Source organism: Xanthomonas sp. NCPPB 2250, assembly GCF_056725265.1.
Map to the genome: position 1 here is coordinate 4077039 of NZ_CM161520.1, position 22012 is coordinate 4099050.

Sequence of the window (22012 nt, forward strand, 5' to 3'; positions counted from 1 at the left end):
GCAGAATGTTAAGGACTGCCGGGGCCGCTGTCAAACCGCCCCCTTGGCCGCTGCCAGCCCGGCCCCGAACCGCCTTGCCGGTCCGCGCCGGCCGCCGCAGACTGCCGGCCCCGGCCTGCCGCCGCCCGCCCTTCCGCCGATGCCCGCGCTGATCCTGGCTTCCACCTCCGCCTACCGCCGCGAACTGCTGCAGCGGCTGCGCCTGCCCTTCGACTGCGCGCGCCCGCAGGTCGACGAAACCCCGCTGCCCGGCGAAGCGCCGCTGGCGCTGGCGCAGCGGCTGGCCGCGGCCAAGGCGGCGGCGGTCGCGGCCACCGCCGGGGAAGCCTGGGTGATCGGCTCGGACCAGGTCGCCGAACTGGACGGCCAACCGCTGGGCAAGCCCGGCAACGTCGCCGCGGCACACGCGCAGCTGGCCGCCATGTCCGGGCGCAGCGTGCGCTTCCACACCGCGGTCTGCCTGCAGCGCGGCACGCACACCCTGCACGCCTGCGACCTCACCGAAGTGCAGTTCCGCGACCTGCAGGCCGAGGCCATCGCCCGCTACGTCGCCGCCGAACAGCCGCTGGACTGCGCCGGCAGCTTCAAGTGCGAAGGCCTGGGCATCAGCCTGTTCCGCGCGATCCACAGCCAGGACCCCACCGCGCTGATCGGACTGCCGTTGATCGCGCTGTCCGAGCTGCTGCGCGAGGCCGGCTTTACCCTGCCCTAGCCGGCCGACAGGTGCTGCTCCTTACTGCAGCCGGCACCACTGGTACGGGAAGCGCGCCTGGCCGACCCAGGACGGGTAGAGCTGGCACGAGCCCGGCTGCAGCGCCAGGCCGTAGCGCGCCAGTTGCTGCGCGGCCAGCGCCTGGGTCTGGCGGTCCGCGGCGGCGACATCCACGGCCCGTTCCGGCAGCAGCACCCAGCGACAACGACCGGCATCCACCTCCACGCCGGCGCGCACCGGGCGATGCGCGAGACGCCGCATCAGCGCGCAGTCCGGGCCGCGGTCCAGACCCAGGCGCGCGGCCACGGCATTGAGCCGCTGCAGGCGTTCGACGTTGCGGTCCACCTCTGCCGGCAACAGCGCATAGCCCTGCCCGCGCGCCGCCAGCATTTCGCGGACCCGCGCGGCGTAGGCCGGCGTTTCCGGGAAATTGGAGGCGACCGACGCGTACGCCGCCTGCTCTGGCAGGAACGGGATGCGCCAGGACTCCGGCGCATCGCCGACCAGCAGCACCAGGCTGCGCCCGGGCTGCGGCATCGGCGGCGCCTGCACCCGGAACGCCTGCCGCGCCCAGCGCTCGTGGCCCCAGTCGCCCCAGCCATACAGCGCAAAGGCCGCACAGGCGATCAGGGTCCAACGCGCCGCTGGGGCGGCGATGCGCGTCGGCAGCAGCCGCCGCAGCCCCACCCACAGCAGCAGCAGCGCCAGCAGCTCCGGCACCACCAGGTAGCGCTGGATGCTGAAGGCCGCCTGCCAGGCAAGAAAGGCGACCACCACGAACACCAGCACCGCGCGCCACGCCGGCGCGACCACCTCCGCCGGCGCGGAGGCGCGCGGACGCCGCAGCACCCAGCGCAGCAGCGCGACCAGGCCCAGCAGATACAGCAGCGGCCACACCAGTTGCCGCAGGCGTACCTCGCTGACCCGGTTCGGCGCCAACGAGAACTGCAGCGGCCAAGTCAGCCACTCCCATAGCGTCTTCGGCAACCAGCGTGTGTCGCTGACCGCCACCGGCTGCGCCAGCGGCGCCAGGAAGTGGCTGTTGAACTGCGGGAACAGCGGATTGCCGAAGGTCTGCCACACCCGCAGCAGCCACGGCCCGGCCAGCAGCACGAAGCTGAGCAGGGTCACCGCGGTCAGTACCGCGGCGCCACCGATGCGCTGCCGCGGGCGCCCGCCGGCGACCAGCGCGGCCACGCCCAGGGCCAGCGCGAACAGGGCATTGGTCAACTTGCAGGCCATCGCCAGCCCGAGCAGGGCACCGGCCAGCGTCCACCAGCCCAGCGCCACGCCCTGCGCCGCGGCCTGCTGGCGGCGTTGCGCATGCAGTGCGGCGAGCAGCGCGCCCAGCACCGGCAACGCGCTGGTGTTGTCGGCCATGGTGCCGGCGAACTCGGACAGGAACGCGGCGCTGCACAGCCCCGCCAACGCCAGCCACGGCGCCAGCCGCGCGCGGTCCAGCCGCGGGTCCAGCACCTGCCAGACGATGCCCGCCAGCAGCAGGAACGCCAGGGCATGCAGCACGCCCATCGCAAAGCCGGCCAGCGGCGCAGGCAGGCCGACGAACAGCGCGTAATGCAGCACGTCCAGCAGCGGATTGAAGTAGCTCTGCATCTGCGCCGGCGCCAGGTCGATGCCGAGGCGGCCGTGCAATGCGGCGTAGCCGTTGTACAGGTGGTAGTTGCGCAGGTCCCAGTTGGCGTCCTGACCCAGCCACAGCGACAGCAGCCCACCCAGGAGCGCGACCGCCACACCCGCGGCGATCACGTTGCCGCGGCTGTGGAAGGCGAAGCGGCGATCCAGCGCGGCGAGCAGGCGCTGGCGGCGCGTCGGGCGCGGCAGCGCCGCGGCAGCAGCGGTCGTGCTCATGCGCCATCACCATGATGCGCACCCTGCGCATCCGCCGCCGGCCAGGCCGGGATCGCCAGGTAGGCCAGGCGCTTGGCCTCGATGCGGCCGCGCGTAACCGTGTCCAGGATCAGCCCGCAGGCCAGCAGCAGCACGCCGAGCAGGACCAGCGCCGAGCACAGGATCGCGGTGGGAAACCGCGGCACCAGGCCGGTGTGCAGATAGGTCAGCAACAGCGGCACCGCCAGCGCCAGCGCCAGCAGCACGCAGGCGCCGAAGCCCAGCGAGAAGAACAGCAAGGGCCGCTCGGCCTTGAACAGGCGCAGGATGGTCAACAGGATGCGGGTGCCGTCGTGCCAGGTGCGCAGCTTGCTCTGCGATCCTTCCGGACGCGCGCCATAGGCAGTGTCCACCTCGGCCACCGGCATGCGCAGCTGCAGCGCGTGCACCGCCAGTTCGGTCTCGGTCTCGAAGCCGGCCGCATGCGCGGGAAACGACTTCACGTAGCGTCGCGAGAACACCCGGTAGCCGGACAGCATGTCGTCGAAGCTGCGACCGAACAGGAAGCCCACGCAGCGGGTCAGCAGCACGTTGCCGGTGCGATGGCCGGCGCGGTACGCCGCCGCTTCGTCGCTGCGGCGAGCGCCGACCACCATGTCCAGCCCGTCGCGCAGCAGGCGCTCGACCAGCGCCGGCGCCATCGCCGCATCGTAGGTCGCATCGCCGTCGACCAGCACGTAGACGTCGGCCTCGATGTCGGCGAACAGGCGCCGCACCACGTTGCCCTTGCCCTGCAGCGCGACCTCGCGCACCACCGCGCCGGCCGCACGCGCACGGGCGATGGTGGCGTCGCTGGAATTGTTGTCGAACACGTGGACCTGCGCGCCCGGCAGATGCGTGGCGAAATCGGCCACGACCCGGCCGATGGTGGCCGCCTCGTTGTGGCAGGGCACCAGCACCGCGATCCGCGGCACGGCCGCGGGGCGATCGGAAGGGAAACTGGACATGGGCGGCGTGCGGTCCTGCGCGACGGCGGAAAGGCGCGCCATCCTAGCTCAGCGCGGGCGCAGCACGATCGATTGCTCCCACCAGTCCTCGACGCTGCCGTCGCGCCCGTGCAGGCGCAGGCCCAGCCAGTGCGTGCCCGGCGCCAGGCCGCTGGCATCGACGCTGGCGCGGAAGCCGATGTTGGGGTGGCCCGGATCGGTGGAGATCTTCCAGAATTTGGTGACGTCGTAGACGTCGCCGTAGTGCGCCTGCACCGCGACCTTGCCGTCGAGCAGCACCTCGACCCGGTCGATCCCCACGCCGTCCTTGAACGCCCAGCCGGAAACGTCGAAGCGGCGGCCGACGCTGGCGTCCACGTCCGGCGTGTTGAACCAGGCCATCGCCGGCGTGGTGCAAGGGCCGTTCGCACGCTGCGCCGGCAGTGCGAACAGCAGGAAACGCTGGCTGCCGTGGTCGCTGGACACCACCCGCGGCGGCGGCAGCGGGCCGACCAGGTCGCAGACCGCGTGGTAGCGCTGCAGCAGCAGCCGGTACTTCATGTCGCTGGGCGAAAGCACCAGCAGCCGCGGAGCGTCGCGGTGGCCGTCGCTGAGCAGGCCCCACTGCTGCAGTTGCGCGCTGCGTCCGTGCTTGTCGTTCAACGGATGCGGCAACACCTGGATGTTGGGATCGCGCAGTTCGAAGCCGAGTTCGGCGCCGACCTTGAAGTTGTCCGCCAGCACCTGGGTGCCGGGCGGCATGCTCGCCAGTTCGCGCCGCACCGCGCCGGCCAGCGGCCGCCAGCCGGCGAAGTTGCGCGGGTAGTACTTGTCGCCGGCAGTGTGCTCGCGCACCGCCGGCACCGACACCGCCAGGTAGTAGCCGAACGCACCGACCAGGCCCAGCCCGGCCAGCAGCCAGGTGGCGCGGCGCAGCGGCTTGCTCCAGCCATTGAGGATCACCGGCGTGGCGATCAGCAGCGCCAGATAACCCGGCAGCGGCCAGTGGAAGCTGACCCGCTCGGCGTCGGTGAAGAACCCGAGCAGGAAGATGCCCAGCGTGGACACCCCGCCGAGCAGGCCGAAATACCGCCACTGCACGCGCGTGCCGCTGCTGCCGCCGCGTGTGGCCATCAGCGCCACCTTGGTCATCGCCACCGCCAGCAGCGGCGTGACCAGCAGCAACTGGATCAGCAGGAAGGCGATGCCGGCGGGCTGGAAACTCCAGGGATGGCGGTCGACCAACTGGAACTTGAGACCGGCCTCGCCGTTGTCCGCGTTCCAGGCCAGCAGCGGCAGCCAGGCGACCATGCCCAGCGCCAGCGCCACCCACACCTGCGGATCGCGCAGCATGCGCCGGCCCTGCGGGATCAGCAGCAGCGCGATCGCGCCGACGCCGATCACGCCGACGAAGCGGTAATGGCTCAGCGCGCCGATGACCAGACCCAGCGCCAGCTCCACCGCGCTCATCGCCTCGGTCTGGCGCAGCAGCCGCGCGGTGGCGTCGATGCACAGGATCGTCGCCAACGCCATCGGCACGTCCGGCAGCGCCAGGATGCCCAGGGTGCCGGACAACGGCATCAGCAAGGCCAGGCTGCCGGCGCGCCAGCCCGCCACCGCACCGAACCAGCGCGTGGCGATGCGTGCGATGAGCCACGGCACTGCCGCGCCCAGCAGCAGGAAGGGTGCGCGCAGTGCCAGCAGGTGGTCGCCGCCGAGCGCCACGCCCAGCCGCGCCAGCCACGCGGTCAGCCCGGGCAGGTCCGAGTAGGCCAGCGCCAGATGCTGGCCTTCCTGCCAATAGAATGCCTCGTCCACGAACAACGGCAGGCGCGCGGCGACCAGCAGTTTGGCGGCAGTGACGAGCGTCCACAGCACGATGAAGACGCTGCGTGCACGTTGTTCCCCTTGCATTGCCCGTACACTCCCTGAAACCGTTGCGAGAATGCGATGCCTACTCCGCTCCGCTTGCCGGAAATGCTAACCGATACGTTGCGCGAGGCGCTCACGCGCGCCCAGCAGCAGGTCAATGCGCTGGTCCTGGGCAAGCCGCAACAGGTGCGCATGGCGTTTGTCGCCCTGCTGTCCGGTGGACATCTGCTGATCGAGGACCTGCCCGGCCTGGGCAAGACCACGCTGGCGCATGCGCTGGCCGCGAGCCTGGGGCTGGGCTTCCAGCGCGTGCAGTTCACCTCCGATCTGTTGCCGGCCGATGTGCTCGGCGTGTCGGTGTACGACGCGCAGTCGCGCCAGTTCCAGTTCCACCCCGGCCCGGTGTTCACCCACGTGCTGCTCGCCGACGAGATCAATCGCGCGCCGCCGCGCACGCAGAGCGCGCTGCTGGAAGCGATGGCCGAACAGCAGGTCACGCTCGACGGCACCACCCATCCGCTGCCGTCGCCGTTCTTCGTCATCGCCACGCAGAACCCGGTGGACCTGTCGGGCACGTTCCCGCTGCCCGACTCGCAACTGGACCGCTTCCTGCTGCGGCTGGCGCTGGGGTATCCCAACGCCGAGGCCGAACGCGCGCTGCTCAGCGGCAGCGATCGCCGCGACCTCATCGCACAGGCGCAGCCGCTGCTCGGCGAGGCCGACATGGCCACGCTGCGGCAGGGCGTGGAGCAGATCCACGCCAGCGAGGCGCTGGTCGGCTACGTGCAGGCGCTGCTGGCGCGCAGCCGCCAGCACCCGGGCGTGCGCGTCGGCCTGTCGCCGCGCGCCGGCATCGCCCTGCTGCGCGCGGCCAAGGCGCATGCGCTGTTGCTCGGCCGCGGCCATGTGCTGCCCGACGACGTGCAGGCGCTGTTCGTGGCCGTGGCCGAGCACCGCCTGGTGGCCGAGCAGGAATCGGCCTCCGGCCAGGCCCTGGCCAAGGCGATCCTGCACAGCGTCGCGGTGGACTGACACTCATGCCGGGCGGGCGGCGCGACTGGCGGCAGCGACTGGCGCAGTTGGCCGCGCCGCGCGCGCCGGAAGCCCTGCCGGTGCAGTTGGACCGACGTCGCATCTACATCCTGCCGACGCCGTTCGGCGGCTTCCTGGCGCTGCTGCTGGCGGCGATGCTGCTCGGCGCGCTGAACTACAACAACAACCCCGCGCTGCTGCTGGCGATGCTGCTCGGCGCGGCCGCGATGGCCAGCGCCATCGTCGCGCACCTGCAGTTGTCCGGGCTGCGGCTGGAGGCGCTGTCGGCCGAGCCGGTCGCGGCCGGGCAGCCGCTGCGCCTGCGATTGGCGCTGGCCACCGCCGACGGCCGCCGACGGCGCGGCCTGCGCGTGCGCCACGGTGCCGCGCACACCTACCTGGACCTGCACCGCGACGACCGCAACGAGGCCGACCTGGAGGTGCCCACCGAACGCCGTGGTTGGCTCGACCTGCAGCGCATCCAGGTCTCCACCACCCAGCCGCTGGGCCTGCTGCGCGCCTGGGCCTGGTTCTGGCCGGACGCCCCGCTGCTGGTCTATCCGCAACCGGAGGCCGACGGCCCGCCGCTGCCGGCCGGCGCCGGCACCCCGACCCAGACCCGCCTGCACGCGCTGGGCGAGGAATTGCACCAACTGCGCCCGTATCGGGCCGGCGATGCACCGCGGGCGATCGCCTGGAAGCACTCGGCGCGCCGCGACACCCTGCTGGTGCGCGAGTACGAACGCCCGATCGGGGTGGACGTGGTGCTGGACTGGCGCACGCTGCCGACGTTGCCGCACGAACGCCGCATCGCGCGGCTGGCGCGCTGGGTCGAGGACGCCGAACGCGACGGTCGCCGCTACCGTTTGCTGTTGCCCGGGCAGCCGGCGCTGGGCCCGGGCCGCGGCCCCCAGCACCGACACCTGTGCCTGCGCGCGCTGGCGCTGCTGCCGCATGGCTGAGCCGCGCTCGCCGACGCTGCATGCCGCCAGCCGCGCCTGGGCGCTGGGCGCGGCGCTGCTGGCCTTGCTGCCGCTGCTGCTGCAGTTGCCCGGCACCCTGGCCTGGCTGATCGCGCTGTCGGCGCTGCTGATCGGCGCCAGTTCGGCGTGGCGGCCGCTGCCGGCGTTGCTGCGCCTGGCCCTGGTCGCAGCGATGCTCGCGGCGCTTTACTGGCAGGTCGGCCTGCGCTTCGGCCGCGATACCGGCTGCGCACTGCTGGCGGCGATGCTGGCGATCAAGCCCTCGGAACTGAGGAGCCTGCGCGATGCGCGCAGCCTGCTCGGCTTCGCCCTGTTCGCGCCGTTCGCCGCCTTCCTGCTCGACCAGGGGCCGGTGACGATGGCGCTGGGGCTGGCCGCGGTGATCGCGGCACTGCTGTGCATGCAGCGCCTGGCCGACCAGGAAGGGCATAGCACGCAGCGCCCGCTGCGCGGGCAGTTGCGCGGCGTCGGCCGTCTGCTGGCGTTGGGCCTGCCGCTGGCGCTGGCCGCGTTCTGGCTGTTCCCGCGGCTGGGCTCGCCGCTGTGGGGCGTACCGGAACGTGCGCTGGGCCGTCCCGGCCTGTCGGACACGATGAGTCCGGGGCAGTGGCTGGACCTGCTGGCCGACGACACCCCCGCATTGCGTGTGCAGTTTTTCGGCCCGGTGCCGGCACCGGCACAGCGCTACTGGCGCGGCCCGGTGCTGTGGGATTTCGACGGCCGCACCTGGCGTGCGCAGCGGGACAACGTCTTCGCGCCGGCACCGCCGATCCAGCTCGCACCCGGCGGCTGGGACTACCAGCTCGAGGTGGAGCCGACCGACCGCCGGCAACTGGTCGCCTTGGACCTGCCCCGCCAGGCACCGGCCGGCACCCGGCTGACGGCCGACGCCGTGCTGCAGACCGAGCGCCCACTCAGCGCGCTGACCCGCTGGCGTCTGCGGTCGGCGCTGCCGCAGCGGGTCGAGGCCGATCTCGCGCCGGCGCAACGGCAGCGCGCGCTGGCGCTGCCGCCCGGCTACAACCCGCGCACCCTGGCACTGGCCCGGCAGTGGCGGCAGCAGGCCGGCGCCGACGACGCGGCGATCGTCGCCCGCGCCCTGCAATGGATCCGCCGCGACTTCGCCTACACCCTGGAGACGCCGCTGCCCGGCCGCGACGGCGTGGACGAGTTCCTGTTCCAGCAAAAGGCAGGGTTCTGCCAGCACTTCAGTTCGGCGTTCGTGGTGCTGATGCGCGGCGCCGGCATTCCTGCGCGCGTGGTCACCGGCTATGCCGGCGGCACCCGCAATGCGTTCGGCGACTACTGGGTGGTGCGGCGCATGGACGCGCACGCCTGGGCCGAGGTGTGGCTGCCGCAACGCGGCTGGGTGCGGGTGGACCCGACCGCGGCGGTGGCGCCGGAGCGCATCTACGACACCCTGGAGGACCGCCTGGGCAGCGAGGCCGGCGCGCAGGGCGGCGCCGCAGACTGGCGCTGGCGCGACCTCGCCGACTGGGCACGACGCGGCTGGAACGACCTGGTGCTGTCCTTCGATGCCAACCGCCAGCAGCGCCTGCTCAGCCAATTCGGCGTGCCGAAGCTGGATCCCGGCCAATTGGTGGCCCTGTTCGCCGGGTTCGCGGTGCTGCTGCTGGGTGCGATGGCCTGGTGGCTCGCGCGCGGCGAGCGCGAACGCGATCCGCTGCTGCGGGCCTGGCGGGCGCTGGGCCGGCGCTACGCCCGGCGTGGGCTGGGCCGCGACCCGCACGAACCGGCCCTGGCGTGGGCGGCGCGCGTACAGCGGGAAACCGGCGATGCGAGCCTGATTCCGCTCAGCCGGCGTTTCGCCGATGCGCGCTACGCTGGCGCTGATTCGGACAGCGCTTCATTGTTGCGCGACCTGCGCAGGCACCGTCCGCCCACTGGAGCATCCCGATGAAGATTCGCCTGCTGTTCCCCGTGATCGCTGCGTTGGCGCTCGGCGCCTGCGCCACCGCCCCCAAGCCGCTGCAGGGCCAGTTCGCGCCCGTCAGCCCGCGCGACTCGGTCGCCGGCCAGCAGGCCGGCGCGCCGGTGCGCTGGGGCGGCAAGATCATCAAGACCACGCCCGGCCAGGGCCAGACCTGCTTCCAGATGCTGTCGCGCCCGCTCAATGCCAGCGGCCGCCCGGACAGCGATGCCGCCGACGCCAGCGATGGCCGCTTCATCGCCTGCCGCGCCGGCTTCTACGACCCGGCGGTGTTCGAGCCCGGCCGCGAGGTGACCTTCATCGGCCACGTGTCCGGCTACGACAATACCCGCATCGGCGAGTACGACTACCGCCTGCCGAAGATGGACGCGGACGTGGTCTACCTGTGGCCGGTGGTGCGCCAGGTCGAAGTGGTGCCCGCCTACCCGTACGGCCCCTGGGGCGGCCCGTGGGGTCCGTGGGGTCCGCGCTGGGGCTGGTGGTAAGCCTGCCGCATCGGCAACAACGAAAAACGCCGCTGATCCAGCGGCGTTTTTTTATGCCTGCACGTTCGCGCCAGCCGCTGCTCAGGGCGTACCGAAGCGCCCCAGCGGCGCACCGGCGAGCAGATGCAAATGCAGGTGGAACACGGTCTGCCCGGCGTGCTCGCGGCAGTTGATCACCACCCGGTAGCCGTCCTGGGCCAGGCCCTGCTCGCGCGCGTAGCTGGCCGCGGCCAGCACCAGCCGGCCGACCAGGGTCGCCTGCTCCGGCGCCAGGTCGTCCAGGGTCGGAATCTCCACCTGCTTGGGGATGAAGAGCACATGCACCGGCGCCTGCGGCGCGATGTCCTTGAAACCGAGCACGGCATCGTCCTCGTAGACGATGCTGGCCGGAATTTCGCGACGGATGATCTTGCCGAAGATGGTGTCCATGGAGCGCGCCCGGAACGAAAGAAGGGGCCGCCGTTATAGCCCAATTCGGCGTCGCGCCGCAGCCGCGTGCGGCGCTTACTCGCCGGTGCCGGTACGCGGCACTTCGCTGCGGCTGCCGAAGGCGTGCGACAGGGTGCCGCGATCCACATACTCCAGCTCGCCGCCGAGCGGCAGACCCTGCGCCAGCCGGCTCGGCCGCACGCCATGCTGGCGCGCCAGTTGCGCCAGGTAATGCGCGGTGGCCTCGCCTTCGACCGTGGAGTTGGTGGCGATGATCAGCTCGGCCACCTCGCCCTGCGCCAACCGCGCGGCCAGCCGATCCAGGCCCAGTTCGCGCGGACCGATGCCGTCCAGCGGCGACAGCTTGCCCTGCAGGATGAAGTAAAGCCCGCGGTAGCCGGTGGCGTGCTCGATCGCCAGCCGGTCGGCCGGCGATTCCACCGCGCACAGCTGCTGGCGGTCGCGCGCGGGACTGGCGCAGATCGCGCAGAGCTCGGTCTCGCTGAAATCGCGGCACTGCGCGCAATGGCCGATGCGCTCGATCGCCTCGTGCAACCGCTCGGCCAGCCGCTGCCCGCCTTCGCGCTCGCGCTCGAGCACGTGATACGCCATGCGCTGCGCGGTCTTCTGGCCGACGCCAGGCAACACGCGGAACGCATCGATCAGTTGTTCGAGCAGGGGCGAGCTCATTGTGGTTGGGGATTCGGGAGTGGGGATTGGGGATTGGGGATTCGTAAGGGAAACATCGCTGTCACGCGATGTCCTTGTAGGAGCGGCTTCAGCCGCGAGGGGCATTACCGGTAACGCCCCTCGCGGCTGAAGCCGCTCCTACGCGAGGAATTCACCGAAGCAGGAGAGGCAGCGCACTCGCGAAAAACCGCGAATCCCCACTCCCGAATCCCGAATCCCGGCCTCTCAGAACGGCAGCTTCATGCCCGGCGGGATCGGCATGCCGGCGGTGGCCGCGCCCATGCGCGCCTTGGATTCGGCATCGATCTTGTTGGAGGCGTCGTTGAAGGCGGCAGCGATCAGGTCCTCGGCCATTTCCTGGTCGGCCAGGATGCTCGGATCGATCCGCACCTTGCGGCACTCCTTGGCGCCGGTCAGGGTCACGTTGACCATGCCGCCGCCGGCGCTGCCGGTGACTTCCAGCTTGGCCAGTTCTTCCTGGGCGCGCTGCAGGTTTTCCTGCATCTTCTGCGCCTGTTGCATCAGTTGGGCGATATTGCCGCGCATCGTGGTTCACTCATCGTAGGGACGGATGGAATCGGGAACGACCCGCGCGCCTTGCTGCTGGATCAGCGCCTGCACCGCCGGGTCGTTCATGAACGCGGTCTCGGCCGCGTTCTGGCGCTCGCCGCGTTGCCGGTGCGAGCGCTCATGCAGGGTTTCGGCATCGACCGCGATGCCGCTTTCGATGACGATCTTCGGCCGCTGCCCAAGCGCATCGGCCAGCGCCGCGGCCAGTTCGCCGAGCGAGCGCTCGGACTGCAGATACTCGAAGCCCGGCGACAACGACAGCCGCAGCACGCCCTCGGCATGGCTGACGAAGGCGGCATTGGCGGCGAGCTGCCGCGACGGGCCGCTCAGGCCGCAATCGGCGACCAGTTCCAGCCAGTCCTCGGCGCTGTGCAGCGCGCGCGGCGTGTCGGACACGGCGGCGTGGGTGCGCGGCGGCGGCGCCAGCGGCGGCACCATCGCCATTTCCGGCTCGGCGGCCGCAGGTGTGGCCGCGGCCGGAACGACCGCTGGCGCCGGCGTCGCGACGGGCGCGGACGGCGCTGGGCGTGCCGCTGGCGGTGCCGGCGGATCCCAGGGCGGATCCAGCGGGGCCGCCGCCGCAGTGGGCGCAGCCGCCACGGGCGCAGCGGGAACCGGCGCCGGCGCAGCAGCGACAGCGACAGCGACAGGCGCCACCGGGGCAGCGGCCGCCACCGCGACAGGTGCCGCCATCGCCGCTGCAGGCGCGCTGGCAGCGGCGGCCGCCGCATTGCCGTGCCCTTGCGTGGCCGCGCCGGTCGTCGTGCCGGCCGGCAGCGCCGTGGCGCCCATCGGCCGGAATGCCAGCATGCGCAGCAGCGCCATCTCGAAGCCGGCGCGCGGGCTCGGCGCCAGGTACAGGTCGCGGCGCCCGTTCAGCGCCATCTGGTACCACAGCTGCACGATCTCCGGCCGCAGGCGCTCGGCCAGCGGCCCCGGGTCCAGGCCGTCCAGCGCGGGCATGGCCGCGCCAGGCACCAGTTGCCGCACCTGGATGCGGTGCAGGGCCTCGGCCAGCGCCTCCAGCACCCCGCCCCAGTCGGGCGAGAATTCGGCCAGGCCGGCCACCACCTGCAGCAGCCGTTGCCCGTCGGCATCGGCCAGCGCATCCAGCATTGCGCCGACCTGGGTACGGTCGACCGTGCCCAGCATCGCCCGCACCACCTCGTCGCGCAGCGCACCGCCGGCGTAGGCGATGGCCTGGTCGAGCAGCGACAGGCCGTCGCGCAGGCTGCCGTCGGCGGCCTTGGCCAGTTGCACGATCGCCGAGGCATCCACCTCGATCTGCTCGGCGGCCAGGATCTTGGTCATCTGCCCCTGGATCTGCTCCTCGTCCAGGCGCTTGAGGTTGAACTGCAGGCAGCGCGACAGCACCGTCACCGGCAGCTTCTGCGGGTCAGTGGTGGCGAGCAGGAACTTCACGTGCTCCGGCGGCTCTTCCAGGGTCTTCAGCAGCGCGTTGAACGCCGCCTTGGAGAGCATGTGCACTTCGTCGATCAGGTAGACCTTGAACTTGCCGCGCGAGGGCATGTACTGCGCGTTCTCGATCACCTCGCGCACGTCGTCCACGCCGGTGTTGGACGCGGCGTCGATCTCCAGCAGGTCGATGTAGCGGCCGGCGTCGATGTCCAGGCAGGCCGCGCACTGGCCGCACGGGTCGGCGCTGGTGCCCTGTTCGCAGTTCAGCGACTTGGCGAAGATGCGCGCGATGGTGGTCTTGCCGACGCCGCGGGTACCGGTGAACAGGAACGCGTGGTGCACCCGGCCGCTGTCCAGCGCGTTGGTGAGCGCACGGACCACATGCTCCTGCCCCACCAGCTCGGCGAAACGCTTGGGGCGCCACTTGCGGGCGAGAACGAGATAGGACATCAGGCGACCGTCTTCATCTGAACCGCCATTGTGCCACGCCGGGCCACCGCGATCGTTCAGTCGCCCGGTCATCCGCCATCACGCGCGCGCCGACCTTTGGCGCAGGGCTGCCTGCGACGATGAACAGGGCAAAGGTGACGCCGGTCAGCGCGGCAGCCGCGATTCGCCTTGTGAACGGCGGCCATGACGGCTAGAATTCCCGCCCTTGCCCGGACCGCACGGCCCGCGCAAGACCCGGAGAGGTGTCCGAGTGGTTGAAGGAGCACGCCTGGAAAGTGTGTAAGCGTCTAAACCGCGCTTCGGGGGTTCGAATCCCCCTCTCTCCGCCAGATTCGAAAGCGTGTCCTCTCGCAGAATGCTCCCACCCTTGTGGCGGTGTTCAAATGAGGAAAGACCGCGCCACTGGCGCGGTTTCGTCTCTATGGTGGCCCCGTCGGCCCCTCGCGACGCTAGGTCGAAAACCCCGCCAGGGCCGGAAGGCAGCAACGGTATCGATCGACGCGGGCGCCGAGGTCAGCCGGCGGGGTTACCACCCCCTTCTGCAACGCTGCCTGCCGCATGGACCCATGCATCGTGTCCGCTATAGGTTCTGCGGGTACGAACATCCTTCCGGCATGCCACGCCTTCCGCTTGCTTCGGGGCAATGGCTAGTCGTTGGCACCGGCCATGGCGACGGCGCAAGCATCTCTACAACGGCGGCGCCACTTCGGCGCGTATCGATCGACGCGGGCGCCGAGGTCAGCCGGCGGGGTTACCACCCTTCTACGACGACGAACGATCAACCTTGATCGCAGGCAGCGGCTGCGCCTGCAGAAAGCAACAGCCATCCCGGCCTGTCATTCGTTCCGGCCGTGGCGACGGCACAGAGATCCTTGCGGCGGCAGGCTATGCCTGGCGTGGTCAGCCGGCAGGGTTACCCCCCTTCTCGACGACGAACGATCAGCCTAGATCTCAGGCAGCGGCTGCGCCTGCAGAAAGCAACAGCCATCCCGGCCTGTCATTCGTTCCGGCCGTGGCGACGGCACAGAGATCCTTGCGGCGGCAGGCTATGCCTGGCGCGGTCAGCCGGCGCCCCCCCCCCTCCTCTACGAAGACAGCGATCAACGCAGATCGCGCGCCGCTATTCGCGCGAAGGCGCCTGCGCCTCCGGATGCAGCCAGCCCGCATCGCCGTCGCGATAGCGTTCGCGCTTCCAGATCGGCACGCGTGCCTTGACCTCGTCGATGACGTAGCGGCAGGCGTCGAACGCGGCGCTACGGTGCGCGGCGACCACGCCGACCCACACCGCCAGGTCGCCGATCGCCAGTTCACCGACGCGGTGCACGCAGCGCAGGTCGAGGATGGCGAAGCGAGCCAGGGCCTCATCGACGATGCGTTGGCCTTCGGCCTCGGCCAGTGCGGCGTAGGCCTCGTAGTGCAGGCCGTCGACCGCGCGGCCGTCGTTGTTGTCGCGCACCCAGCCTTCGAAGCTGGCGTAGGCGCCGGCCTGGGCGTGCGCCAGCGGGGCGCGCAGCGTGGCGATGTCGAGCGGTCGGTCGGCCAGCCGGAAACGCGGTTCGGTGGACATGGCTCAGCCTCCCGAAACCGGCGGAATGAACACCACTTCGCTGCCGTCGCGCACCGCCTCGTCCCAGCCGACGAAGGCGCTGTCCACCGCCACCCGCAACCGCTCCAGCGGCCAGCGCAGGCCATGGCGGGCATCGAGTTCGGCGTACAGCGCGCGCAGATCGGAGGCATCGGTGCGCACCTGCTCGCGCTCCAGGCCCGCGGCCTCGCGCAGGCTGGCGAAGTACAGCACGGTCACCTCGGCGCTCATGCCACGCTCCCGACGTCGCGCTTGCCGCCACGCTTGCCGACCAGCCGCACCGGGCCGATGGTCATCGCGTGGGTCAGCGCCTTGCACATGTCGTAGACGGTCAGCGCGGCTACGCTGGCGCCGGTCAGCGCCTCCATCTCCACGCCGGTGCGGTGCACGGTGCGCACCGTGCATTCGATGCCCAGCACCTGCTGCGAGCGCCAGTCGATGGCGAAGCGGCAGCCGTCGATCGGCAGCGGATGGCAGAACGGAATCATTTCGTGGGTGCGCTTGACCGCCATGGTGCCGGCGATCACCGCGGTGTCGACGATGCCGCCCTTGGCACTGCGCAACGCATCGGCGCGCAACTGCGCAGCCACGGCGGCGGGAAAGCGCACCTGCGCCTCAGCCACCGCCACGCGCGCCGTAGCGTCCTTGGCGGAGACGTCGACCATGGTCGGCAATCCCTGCGGGTCCAGATGGGTCAGCGCCGGCGCGGCGGCGCGCGCGGACGTGGCGGAGGTCTTCTTGGTCATGGATTGCGCTGCCGCTCCCACGGCGCGATCTTCAAGCGCCGCCGGGGATCGGCGTGCCTTGGTGGAACAGCATGCGCCATTGGCCGTCGCGATACCGCCAAAGCGAACTGCGCAGCGCCTGTCGCGGCGGTTCGCCACCGCCGCTGCGCTCGCTGCGATAGCGCAATTGCGCCAGCTCCGGCGCCAACAACTGCGCCTGGATGTCGAAAGCGCGGTACCGGAATGCACCCGACTCGGCCGGCAAGGCCTGCAGCACCGCCGGCTTGTCGAAGCGACGGCCGGAGGCACCGAACTCGACGAAGGCGTCGTCCAGCAGCTCGGCCACGCGCGCCGCCGAGGCCCGCACCGCCGGTTCCAGCAATTCCAGTTCCAGCGCGACCAGCGCGCGTTGCACGGCGGCGTCCATCGCTCAACCGCCGATCAGGAACATTTCGACGTGCTTGCCGCGCGTGGCGGTCGCCGCGCCGCGCAGTTCGCTGTAGCGATCGTCGCGGCGCTCCCACAGCGCACGCACGCGCTCGGCCAGCGCCTCCTCGCCACCCGCCAGCGCCGGCCGCAAATCAGTGCCCTCGCCCGCGAACAGGCAGGTGTAGAGATGGCCATCGGCGGACACGCGGGCGCGGTGGCAATCGCCGCAGAACGGCGTACTGACCGAGGTGACGAAGCCGATCTCGCCGCCGCCGTCGGCGAAGGCGTAGCGCGCAGCGACTTCGCCCGGGTAGTGCGGCGCCAGCGCCTGCAGCGGCCAGCGCGCGGCGATGCGGTCGCGCAGTTCGGCAGCCGGCACCACCCGCTCGCGGCGCCAGGCGTTGCAGGTACCGACGTCCATGTATTCGATGAAGCGCAGCACATGGCCGCTGCCGCGAAAATGCGCCAGCAACGGCAGCACCTGGTCGTCGTTGATGCCGCGCTGGACCACGCAGTTGAGCTTGACCGGCCCAAGCCCGGCCGCGACAGCCGCGTCGATGCCCTCCAGCACCTGCGCGATCTCGCCGCGGTCGCCGGACAGCTTCCGGAACACCGCCGGCTCGATCGCATCCAGGCTGACCGTGACCCGGCGCAGGCCGGCCTCGCGCAAGGCCTGCGCATGCCGCGCCAGCAGCGCGCCGTTGGTGGTCATGGCCAGATCGTCCACACCGGGAATTCGCGCCAGCCTCCGCACCAGTTCGGGCAGATCGCGGCGCAGCAGCGGTTCGCCGCCGGTCAGGCGCAGCTTGTTGACGCCGTTGCGCACGAAGGCGCGGGCCAGGGTTTCCAGTTGCGCGAACGACAGCCGCGATGCGGCGTCGAAGCCGTAGTCGTCCGCCACCTTGTCGGCCGGCATGCAGTAGCCGCAGCGGAAGTTGCAGGCCTCGATCACCGACAGGCGCAGGTCGCGCAACGGCCGCCCGCGCCGGTCCGCCGGCGTCGTCGACGCGAGCGGCGGGCGCGGCAGCGCGTTCATCCCGCCGGCACCTGCGGCGCGCGCGGCGCGGCCAGCGCCACGCATTCGCCCGGGCGCGCCACGCGGTGGCCGCGGGCGTGCAGGGCCTCGGCATCCTCGGCGCTGGCGTAGTGGTAGAGCATGGTCCGTTGCAGCAGCTCGGCGGGGTACTCCCGCTCCAGGTCGTCCACGCCAGTATGCGACGGGTTGCCGTGAAGACCGCAGTCGTGGGCCACCAGTTCGCCGTCGTCGGCATACCGGTTCAGCATTTCCGGGATCGGCCGGGTGTCCCCGCTCCACACCAGCGCGCCCTGCAGGCGCAGGCCGTAGGCCGTCTCCGGCCAGTGGTGACGCACCGGAAACACCTCCAGGCGCACGCCCTCGTGCCAGAACGCATCGCCCACCGCGATCAGCTGGAACGCATCCCAGAAGTTGGCGCCGCCCTCGGCCAGCACGTTCGGATAATCGGCCACGCGGCGGTGCAGCAGCGGCAGCACTGTCGCCGGCACGTACAACCGCGGCTTGCCGCGGCGCTCGGAAAAATAGCTGTCCACGAACAGCCGTTCGAAGCCGGCGACGTGGTCCAGATGCACATGGGTGACGAACAGCGCCTGCGGCATCGCGCCGTAGTGCGCCTGATAGGCGGTCAGCCCCTCGCCGCCGCAGTCGATGGTCAGCCATGGCCGGCCATCGCGCTCGATGGTGGCCATCGGCGAGCCAAGCACCACCGCCGAGGCATTGCCCACGCCCTGGAAACGCAGCGCCCAGTCCGTCATCAGCAGCCGCGCTCCCAGGCCAGGTCGTAGGCGCGGCGCAGGCGCGCGTAGTCCTTCTCCACCGCATCGACGCTGCGCTCGCCGCGCAGCTTCAGCAGCGAACGGCGCAGCCGCTTGAGGTTGCGCTCGCGCCAACGGGTGGCGGGAATGCGCAGCACGCCGCGGTCGAAGTCGATCAGCCAGCCGCGGCCGTTGCCATCGAACAGGATGTTCTGCGCATTGAGGTCGGCGTGGTCGAGCCCGGCGCGATGGAAGCGCGCGATCAGCCGCCCCGCCTCCTCCCACGGCGCGCCGCGACCGGCCAGATGTGCGCGCTCGGCCAGCGAGCGCACGCCCTCCAGCCGCTCCATCAGGATCGCCGCGCGGTAGCGCAGCCCCTGGCGCAGATAGCAGGCCGCCAATGGCCGCGGCACCGGCAGCTTGCGCGCGATCAGCGCGCGCATCAGCCGGAACTCGGCGAAGCTGCGGGTGCGGTCGGCGCCGGTCCACAGGTAGCGGTCGCGAACGAGCTTGGCGACCAGCCCACCGCGGCGGTACTGGCGCAGCACGCAACTGCCGAACGGGGCATCGACGAACCAGGCGCCGCCGCGGCCGCCGGCATCCACCGGGCGTGCGCGTTCGCCCCAGGCGGCGGCGGAGAACAGCGCCGGTTCGGCTTGCCGCAGTCGTTCGCGGTCGAACAGAATGGCCCCGTATCCGCGGCCCTCGCGGTACGGCGTCAGTGCTTCGGTGGCGTCGAATGCAACCATCCAGCGAGTCTAACAACACCATGCCGGCAACGCTCCCTTCGCTGTGCCTGTTGCGCCTGTCGGCGCTGGGGGACGTGACCCACGTGGTGCCGCTGGTGCGGACCCTGCAGCGCGCCTGGCCGCAGGCACCGGCGTTGCACTGGATCATCGACAAGGCCGGGCACAAGCTGCTGGACGGCCTGCCGGGCGTGGTTTTCCACCCCTACGACAAGCGCAGTGGTCTGGTCGGCATGCGCGCACTGCGCCGCGCCCTGCCGGCGCAGGGCTTCGACGCGCTGCTGCAGATGCAGGTGGCGTTGCGCGCCAACGTGCTGTCGGCGTTCGTGCCGGCGCGCCGCCGTATCGGCTACGACCGCAGCCGCTCCAAGGATCTGCACGGCCTGTTCGTCAACGAGCGCATCCCCGACCGCCCCGGCATCCACGTCCTGGAGGCGATCGGCAGCTTCTGCGAGCCACTGGGGCTGCGCCAGACCGAAGTGCGCTGGGACCTGCCGGTGCCGGAGGACGCCCATGCCTGGGCGCGCGCGCAATGGCCCGACGACGGCCGCCCGGCGCTGCTGATCTCGCCCTGCTCCAGCCACCAGCGCCGCAACTGGTATGCCGAGCGCTACGCCGCGGTGGCCGACCATGCCGCCGCGCAGGGCTGGCGGGTGGTGCTGTGCGGCGGCCGCAGCGACCTGGAGCGCAGCACCGCCGACGCCATCGTCGCGGCGGCGCGCACGCCGGTGCTCGACCTGGTCGGCCGCGACACGCTCAAGCAACTGCCGGCGCTGCTGCAGCGCGCGGCGCTGGTCATGACCCCCGACTCCGGCCCCATGCACATCGCCAACGCGATGGGCACCAAGGTGCTGGGCCTGCACGCGGCCAGCAACCCGCGCCGCAGCGGCCCGTATTCGGACATCCGCTACTGCGTGGACAAGTACGACACCGCCGCGCGCAAGTACCTGGGCAAGCCGGCCGCGCAGTTGAAGTGGGGCAGCAAGATCGAGTTCGACGGGGTGATGGCGCTGATCGAGGTGGACGAGGCGATCGCCGCGTTCGAGCGCTATCGCACGGACCACGGCCACTGAGCCCGGTTGCGGCGCGCGCGGCGCCGCTCTACCATCGCCGCGCGTCCTGCCGCCGACCCGGCCCGCAGGAGCCGCCGTAAGCGTTTACGTCAATCAACGCGCCAACTGCGCCGGATCCGTCCGGGGCTGTTTCCCGTCCGGGCCTGGCAGGCCGCTGACGGGTGGCGCCTTCGATCGACCGGCTTACGGAGAGTCCGCAATGTCACGTTCCCCGCTGTTTTCCCGCAAGCTGTCCCCGCGCCATGCCGCCTGGGTGACCCCACTGCTGCTGTCGGTGCTGATGACCTGCATCGTCTCGATGATCAGCACCCTGCGCAGCGTCGGGCTGGCCCCCGGCGTCGGCACGCTCTGGCTCGGTGCCTGGGCGCTGTCCTGGCTGGTGGCCTTCCCCACCCTGCTGCTGGTGCTGCCGCTGGTGCGGCGCCTGACCGGCCTGGTGGTCGCACGCGACTGAGATGCGGCGCGTGCGTTCCGGGAGACGGCAACGCCTCCCGGAACTCTGTCCTCACGCCGAGGCGTTGCGGTAGTCCTGATAGGACTTCTCTTCCACGTAGCTGGAGCCCAGGGCCAGGTTGATCTCTTTCTTGAGCCGCGCGCGTTCGTCGTTTTCGTAGTACACGCTGCGCGCCAGCTTGATGAACTCCTCGTCGAAGGCCTGCGCCTTCTCCTTGATCCGGATCTCGTCCTCGATCACCCACAGGCGCTCGTTGACCGCCTTCAGGTCCGCGCGCAGGCGCGCCACGTCGCCGCCGGCGGCCGGATGCGCCATCCAGGTCTTTTCCAGCGCCGACAGTTCGGCACGCACATTGGCCAGCTTGCCCGGATCTTCGATGCGCTCGGACTTGATCTGCAGGATGGCGATCTTGTCGAGCAATTCGCCGAAGGACACGGGCACCAGGATTTCGGACATGGAAGACACCACAAGCAGAAGTCGGAAGGAAGTGTAGCGGCCAGGCCTTAAGGCGACGTCGGCACGGCGTCGCGGCCACCCAAAAACAAAAGGCCCCTGACGGGGCCTGATGCGAAACTGGCGGGAAGGGGGATGCACTCGGTGCATGCTGCACCTCGCCCTGCGGGGGGCTGCGCCGTGCGCATTGGCTGTCGCCGATGGGTCGAACCCGCGGGACTTCTCACCCTCCACTCCTGCACCGATCACACTCTGCGACCACTGGAGGGTGCACGCGCGATGAAACTGGCGGGAAGGGGGGGATTCGAACCCCCGAGGCGCTATAAACGCCTGCCTGATTTCGAGTCAGGTACATTCAACCACTCTGCCACCTTCCCGGGTGGTCCCCGGCGGACCGGGGGCGTGCATCATACGGTCCCCGCCGCGCGCGAACAAGCGGCCTGGCGCGGAGGCCCCGCAAGCGCCCCGGCGGCGCGGGGCGATGAACCCCGCCTGCTGCGCGCCTCGCGCGGCGATTGCCTGATCCGCGCGCGACCGCGATGATGCCCGTCGACCCCAGAAAACACCGGCCGGCCGCAGGCGCGCAATGATCGAATTCGGACACCTCACCCACGTCGGCCTGCGCCGCGACCTCAACGAGGACACCTACTACGGCGACCACGAACTGGGGCTGTGGCTTGTGGCAGACGGCATGGGCGGCCACGCCTGCGGCGAGGTCGCCAGCGCGCTGGCGCGCGAGGCCATCGTCCGCGAAGTGCGCGGCGGCACCGCGCTGGCACAGGCCATCCGCATCGCCGACGAGGAGATCATCCGCGCCTCGCAGCGCCGCAACGACACCCTGCCGATGGGCACCACCGTGGTGGCGGCGCGGGTCCAGGGCAACCGCTTCGAGGTGGCCTGGGTCGGCGACAGCCGCGCCTATCTGTGGCGCGACGGCAAGCTGGCCCAGCTCAGCCAGGACCACAGCTACGTGCAGGAACTGATCGCGCAGGGCGCGCTCACCGCCGAACAGGCCCGCGCGCATCCGCACCGCAACGTGGTCACCCAGGCGCTGGGCGTCACCGATCCGCAGCACCTGAACGTGGCGACGATGACCGGCGAGCTGCGCCCGGGCATGCGCCTGCTGCTGTGCAGCGACGGGCTGACCGAGGAAGTGGACGATGCCGGCCTGGCCAACGCGCTGGGCCACGACGACTGCAGCGCGCAGGAGTGCGTGGACATGCTGGTGGCCGCCGCGCTCGACGAAGGCGGCTCGGACAACATCACCGCGATCCTGGTGCGCTGTCACTGAGGATGGTGCAGCGCGGCCGCCGCTCGCGTCCGCGCAAA

General features: G+C 71.2%; 23 protein-coding genes, 2 tRNA genes and 1 other RNA gene. 10 read left to right on the forward strand and 16 right to left on the reverse strand.

From position 1 onward, the window contains the following. Positions 1 to 139: 139 nt before the first annotated feature. Positions 140 to 712 (forward strand): Maf family protein, encoded by a 573-nt coding sequence (locus AC1PMG_RS16365; protein ID WP_481109584.1) that lies wholly within the window; start codon positions 140 to 142, stop codon positions 710 to 712. A gap of 21 nt (positions 713 to 733) precedes the next feature. Here the strand turns inward: AC1PMG_RS16365 and AC1PMG_RS16370 are convergent, their stop codons facing one another. From AC1PMG_RS16370 to AC1PMG_RS16380, 3 genes are read right to left on the reverse strand one after another with little or no spacing between them, the layout of a single operon-like run. After that, positions 734 to 2581 (reverse strand): hypothetical protein, encoded by a 1848-nt coding sequence (locus AC1PMG_RS16370; RefSeq protein WP_481109585.1) that lies wholly within the window; start codon positions 2579 to 2581, stop codon positions 734 to 736. After that, positions 2578 to 3567, reverse strand: coding sequence for a glycosyltransferase family 2 protein (locus AC1PMG_RS16375; RefSeq protein WP_481109586.1), 990 nt, complete (start codon positions 3565 to 3567; stop codon positions 2578 to 2580). Before AC1PMG_RS16375 ends, AC1PMG_RS16370 begins: the two co-directional genes overlap by 4 nt. A gap of 48 nt (positions 3568 to 3615) precedes the next feature. Then, positions 3616 to 5460: an ArnT family glycosyltransferase gene (locus AC1PMG_RS16380; RefSeq protein WP_481109587.1), complete on the reverse strand. Its 1845-nt coding sequence runs from the start codon at positions 5458 to 5460 to the stop codon at positions 3616 to 3618. A 36-nt stretch (positions 5461 to 5496) separates the two neighbouring features. On the opposite strand from AC1PMG_RS16380, the gene AC1PMG_RS16385 reads away from it, so the two are divergent. The 4 genes from AC1PMG_RS16385 to AC1PMG_RS16400 are packed head-to-tail and all read left to right on the forward strand — an operon-like array spanning position 5497 to position 9869. Next, positions 5497 to 6450: an AAA family ATPase gene (locus AC1PMG_RS16385; RefSeq protein WP_342074659.1), complete on the forward strand. Its 954-nt coding sequence runs from the start codon at positions 5497 to 5499 to the stop codon at positions 6448 to 6450. A gap of 5 nt (positions 6451 to 6455) precedes the next feature. After that, positions 6456 to 7412, forward strand: coding sequence for a DUF58 domain-containing protein (locus AC1PMG_RS16390; protein ID WP_481109588.1), 957 nt, complete (start codon positions 6456 to 6458; stop codon positions 7410 to 7412). Then, positions 7405 to 9354, forward strand: coding sequence for a transglutaminase TgpA family protein (locus AC1PMG_RS16395; RefSeq protein WP_481109589.1), 1950 nt, complete (start codon positions 7405 to 7407; stop codon positions 9352 to 9354). The genes AC1PMG_RS16390 and AC1PMG_RS16395 overlap by 8 nt, the downstream gene beginning before the upstream one ends. Next, on the forward strand, positions 9351 to 9869 hold the full coding sequence (locus AC1PMG_RS16400; RefSeq protein WP_017914772.1) for a Slp family lipoprotein: 519 nt from the start codon (positions 9351 to 9353) through the stop codon (positions 9867 to 9869). Before AC1PMG_RS16395 ends, AC1PMG_RS16400 begins: the two co-directional genes overlap by 4 nt. An 81-nt stretch (positions 9870 to 9950) precedes the next feature. Here the strand turns inward: AC1PMG_RS16400 and AC1PMG_RS16405 are convergent, their stop codons facing one another. From AC1PMG_RS16405 to dnaX, 4 genes are all read right to left on the reverse strand, one after another. Beyond that, positions 9951 to 10298: a histidine triad nucleotide-binding protein gene (locus AC1PMG_RS16405; protein WP_010342491.1), complete on the reverse strand. Its 348-nt coding sequence runs from the start codon at positions 10296 to 10298 to the stop codon at positions 9951 to 9953. Positions 10299 to 10373: 75 nt separating this feature from the next. Then, positions 10374 to 10988, reverse strand: coding sequence for a recombination mediator RecR (gene recR, locus AC1PMG_RS16410; protein WP_481109590.1), 615 nt, complete (start codon positions 10986 to 10988; stop codon positions 10374 to 10376). Between the two features lie 225 nt (positions 10989 to 11213). After that, positions 11214 to 11534, reverse strand: coding sequence for a YbaB/EbfC family nucleoid-associated protein (locus AC1PMG_RS16415; protein WP_017909282.1), 321 nt, complete (start codon positions 11532 to 11534; stop codon positions 11214 to 11216). A 6-nt stretch (positions 11535 to 11540) separates the two neighbouring features. Next, complete coding sequence (gene dnaX, locus AC1PMG_RS16420) at positions 11541 to 13427, reverse strand: DNA polymerase III subunit gamma/tau (RefSeq protein ID WP_481109591.1); 1887 nt, start codon at positions 13425 to 13427, stop codon at positions 11541 to 11543. 236 nt (positions 13428 to 13663) lie between these two features. On the opposite strand from dnaX, the gene AC1PMG_RS16425 reads away from it, so the two are divergent. Further along, positions 13664 to 13756, forward strand: a tRNA-Ser gene (locus AC1PMG_RS16425). 101 nt (positions 13757 to 13857) lie between these two features. Then, an RNA gene (gene ffs / locus AC1PMG_RS16430) (signal recognition particle sRNA small type) lies at positions 13858 to 13954 on the forward strand. Between the two features lie 593 nt (positions 13955 to 14547). On the opposite strand, the gene AC1PMG_RS16435 is transcribed toward ffs, so the two are convergent. The 7 genes from AC1PMG_RS16435 to AC1PMG_RS16465 are packed head-to-tail and all read right to left on the reverse strand — an operon-like array spanning position 14548 to position 18706. Beyond that, positions 14548 to 14994: a molybdenum cofactor biosynthesis protein MoaE gene (locus AC1PMG_RS16435; protein WP_481109592.1), complete on the reverse strand. Its 447-nt coding sequence runs from the start codon at positions 14992 to 14994 to the stop codon at positions 14548 to 14550. A gap of 3 nt (positions 14995 to 14997) precedes the next feature. Beyond that, complete coding sequence (locus AC1PMG_RS16440) at positions 14998 to 15243, reverse strand: MoaD/ThiS family protein (protein WP_481109593.1); 246 nt, start codon at positions 15241 to 15243, stop codon at positions 14998 to 15000. Then, a complete protein-coding gene (gene moaC, locus AC1PMG_RS16445; protein ID WP_481109594.1) occupies positions 15240 to 15758 on the reverse strand; it encodes a cyclic pyranopterin monophosphate synthase MoaC in 519 nt (172 codons plus the stop codon). The genes AC1PMG_RS16440 and moaC overlap by 4 nt, the downstream gene beginning before the upstream one ends. 31 nt (positions 15759 to 15789) lie before the next feature. Further along, the gene (locus tag AC1PMG_RS16450) at positions 15790 to 16164 is read right to left on the reverse strand and encodes a nuclear transport factor 2 family protein (RefSeq protein ID WP_481109595.1); all 375 of its coding nucleotides are present in this window, start codon (positions 16162 to 16164) and stop codon (positions 15790 to 15792) included. Between the two features lie 3 nt (positions 16165 to 16167). Then, positions 16168 to 17202, reverse strand: a complete 1035-nt coding sequence (gene moaA, locus AC1PMG_RS16455; RefSeq protein WP_481109596.1) for a GTP 3',8-cyclase MoaA — start codon at positions 17200 to 17202, stop codon at positions 16168 to 16170. Continuing rightward, positions 17199 to 17957, reverse strand: a complete 759-nt coding sequence (locus AC1PMG_RS16460; RefSeq protein WP_481109597.1) for an MBL fold metallo-hydrolase — start codon at positions 17955 to 17957, stop codon at positions 17199 to 17201. The genes moaA and AC1PMG_RS16460 overlap by 4 nt, the downstream gene beginning before the upstream one ends. Continuing rightward, complete coding sequence (locus tag AC1PMG_RS16465; protein WP_017914809.1) at positions 17957 to 18706, reverse strand: 3-deoxy-D-manno-octulosonic acid kinase; 750 nt, start codon at positions 18704 to 18706, stop codon at positions 17957 to 17959. Before AC1PMG_RS16465 ends, AC1PMG_RS16460 begins: the two co-directional genes overlap by 1 nt. Positions 18707 to 18726: 20 nt before the next feature. On the opposite strand from AC1PMG_RS16465, the gene AC1PMG_RS16470 reads away from it, so the two are divergent. Beyond that, entirely contained in the window at positions 18727 to 19776 is a 1050-nt protein-coding gene (locus AC1PMG_RS16470; protein WP_481111694.1) for a glycosyltransferase family 9 protein, read from the forward strand. 199 nt (positions 19777 to 19975) lie between these two features. After that, the gene (locus AC1PMG_RS16475) at positions 19976 to 20230 is read left to right on the forward strand and encodes a DUF2798 domain-containing protein (RefSeq protein WP_342074852.1); all 255 of its coding nucleotides are present in this window, start codon (positions 19976 to 19978) and stop codon (positions 20228 to 20230) included. A 51-nt stretch (positions 20231 to 20281) separates the two neighbouring features. Here AC1PMG_RS16475 and AC1PMG_RS16480 read toward each other — a convergent pair whose 3' ends face one another. Beyond that, positions 20282 to 20686: a DUF6165 family protein gene (locus AC1PMG_RS16480; RefSeq protein ID WP_342074851.1), complete on the reverse strand. Its 405-nt coding sequence runs from the start codon at positions 20684 to 20686 to the stop codon at positions 20282 to 20284. A 283-nt stretch (positions 20687 to 20969) separates the two neighbouring features. Beyond that, positions 20970 to 21060: transfer RNA gene (locus AC1PMG_RS16485), tRNA-Ser, on the reverse strand. 209 nt (positions 21061 to 21269) lie between these two features. Between AC1PMG_RS16485 and AC1PMG_RS16490 the strand changes: the two genes are divergently transcribed. Next, positions 21270 to 21974: a PP2C family protein-serine/threonine phosphatase gene (locus AC1PMG_RS16490; RefSeq protein WP_017907821.1), complete on the forward strand. Its 705-nt coding sequence runs from the start codon at positions 21270 to 21272 to the stop codon at positions 21972 to 21974. Positions 21975 to 22012: the final 38 nt, after the last annotated feature.

Excerpts from the sequence above, each read along its gene's own strand:
- AC1PMG_RS16385 (WP_342074659.1), top strand. The coding sequence starts at position 5,497 with ATGCCTACTCCGCTCCGCTTGCCGGAAATGCTAACCGATACGTTGCGC.
- AC1PMG_RS16460 (WP_481109597.1), bottom strand. The coding sequence starts at position 17,957 with ATGACGGACTGGGCGCTGCGTTTCCAGGGCGTGGGCAATGCCTCGGCG.
- AC1PMG_RS16365 (WP_481109584.1), top strand. The coding sequence starts at position 140 with ATGCCCGCGCTGATCCTGGCTTCCACCTCCGCCTACCGCCGCGAACTG.
- AC1PMG_RS16380 (WP_481109587.1), bottom strand. The coding sequence starts at position 5,460 with ATGCAAGGGGAACAACGTGCACGCAGCGTCTTCATCGTGCTGTGGACG.
- AC1PMG_RS16450 (WP_481109595.1), bottom strand. The coding sequence starts at position 16,164 with ATGGACGCCGCCGTGCAACGCGCGCTGGTCGCGCTGGAACTGGAATTG.
- AC1PMG_RS16395 (WP_481109589.1), top strand. The coding sequence starts at position 7,405 with ATGGCTGAGCCGCGCTCGCCGACGCTGCATGCCGCCAGCCGCGCCTGG.
- AC1PMG_RS16370 (WP_481109585.1), bottom strand. The coding sequence starts at position 2,581 with ATGAGCACGACCGCTGCTGCCGCGGCGCTGCCGCGCCCGACGCGCCGC.
- AC1PMG_RS16375 (WP_481109586.1), bottom strand. The coding sequence starts at position 3,567 with ATGTCCAGTTTCCCTTCCGATCGCCCCGCGGCCGTGCCGCGGATCGCG.
- AC1PMG_RS16480 (WP_342074851.1), bottom strand. The coding sequence starts at position 20,686 with ATGTCCGAAATCCTGGTGCCCGTGTCCTTCGGCGAATTGCTCGACAAG.
- AC1PMG_RS16465 (WP_017914809.1), bottom strand. The coding sequence starts at position 18,706 with ATGGTTGCATTCGACGCCACCGAAGCACTGACGCCGTACCGCGAGGGC.
- AC1PMG_RS16435 (WP_481109592.1), bottom strand. The coding sequence starts at position 14,994 with ATGTCCACCGAACCGCGTTTCCGGCTGGCCGACCGACCGCTCGACATC.
- AC1PMG_RS16405 (WP_010342491.1), bottom strand. The coding sequence starts at position 10,298 with ATGGACACCATCTTCGGCAAGATCATCCGTCGCGAAATTCCGGCCAGC.
- AC1PMG_RS16475 (WP_342074852.1), top strand. The coding sequence starts at position 19,976 with ATGTCACGTTCCCCGCTGTTTTCCCGCAAGCTGTCCCCGCGCCATGCC.
- AC1PMG_RS16415 (WP_017909282.1), bottom strand. The coding sequence starts at position 11,534 with ATGCGCGGCAATATCGCCCAACTGATGCAACAGGCGCAGAAGATGCAG.
- AC1PMG_RS16400 (WP_017914772.1), top strand. The coding sequence starts at position 9,351 with ATGAAGATTCGCCTGCTGTTCCCCGTGATCGCTGCGTTGGCGCTCGGC.
- AC1PMG_RS16470 (WP_481111694.1), top strand. The coding sequence starts at position 18,727 with ATGCCGGCAACGCTCCCTTCGCTGTGCCTGTTGCGCCTGTCGGCGCTG.
- recR (WP_481109590.1), bottom strand. The coding sequence starts at position 10,988 with ATGAGCTCGCCCCTGCTCGAACAACTGATCGATGCGTTCCGCGTGTTG.
- moaA (WP_481109596.1), bottom strand. The coding sequence starts at position 17,202 with ATGAACGCGCTGCCGCGCCCGCCGCTCGCGTCGACGACGCCGGCGGAC.
- dnaX (WP_481109591.1), bottom strand. The coding sequence starts at position 13,427 with ATGTCCTATCTCGTTCTCGCCCGCAAGTGGCGCCCCAAGCGTTTCGCC.
- AC1PMG_RS16490 (WP_017907821.1), top strand. The coding sequence starts at position 21,270 with ATGATCGAATTCGGACACCTCACCCACGTCGGCCTGCGCCGCGACCTC.
- AC1PMG_RS16390 (WP_481109588.1), top strand. The coding sequence starts at position 6,456 with ATGCCGGGCGGGCGGCGCGACTGGCGGCAGCGACTGGCGCAGTTGGCC.
- moaC (WP_481109594.1), bottom strand. The coding sequence starts at position 15,758 with ATGACCAAGAAGACCTCCGCCACGTCCGCGCGCGCCGCCGCGCCGGCG.
- AC1PMG_RS16440 (WP_481109593.1), bottom strand. The coding sequence starts at position 15,243 with ATGAGCGCCGAGGTGACCGTGCTGTACTTCGCCAGCCTGCGCGAGGCC.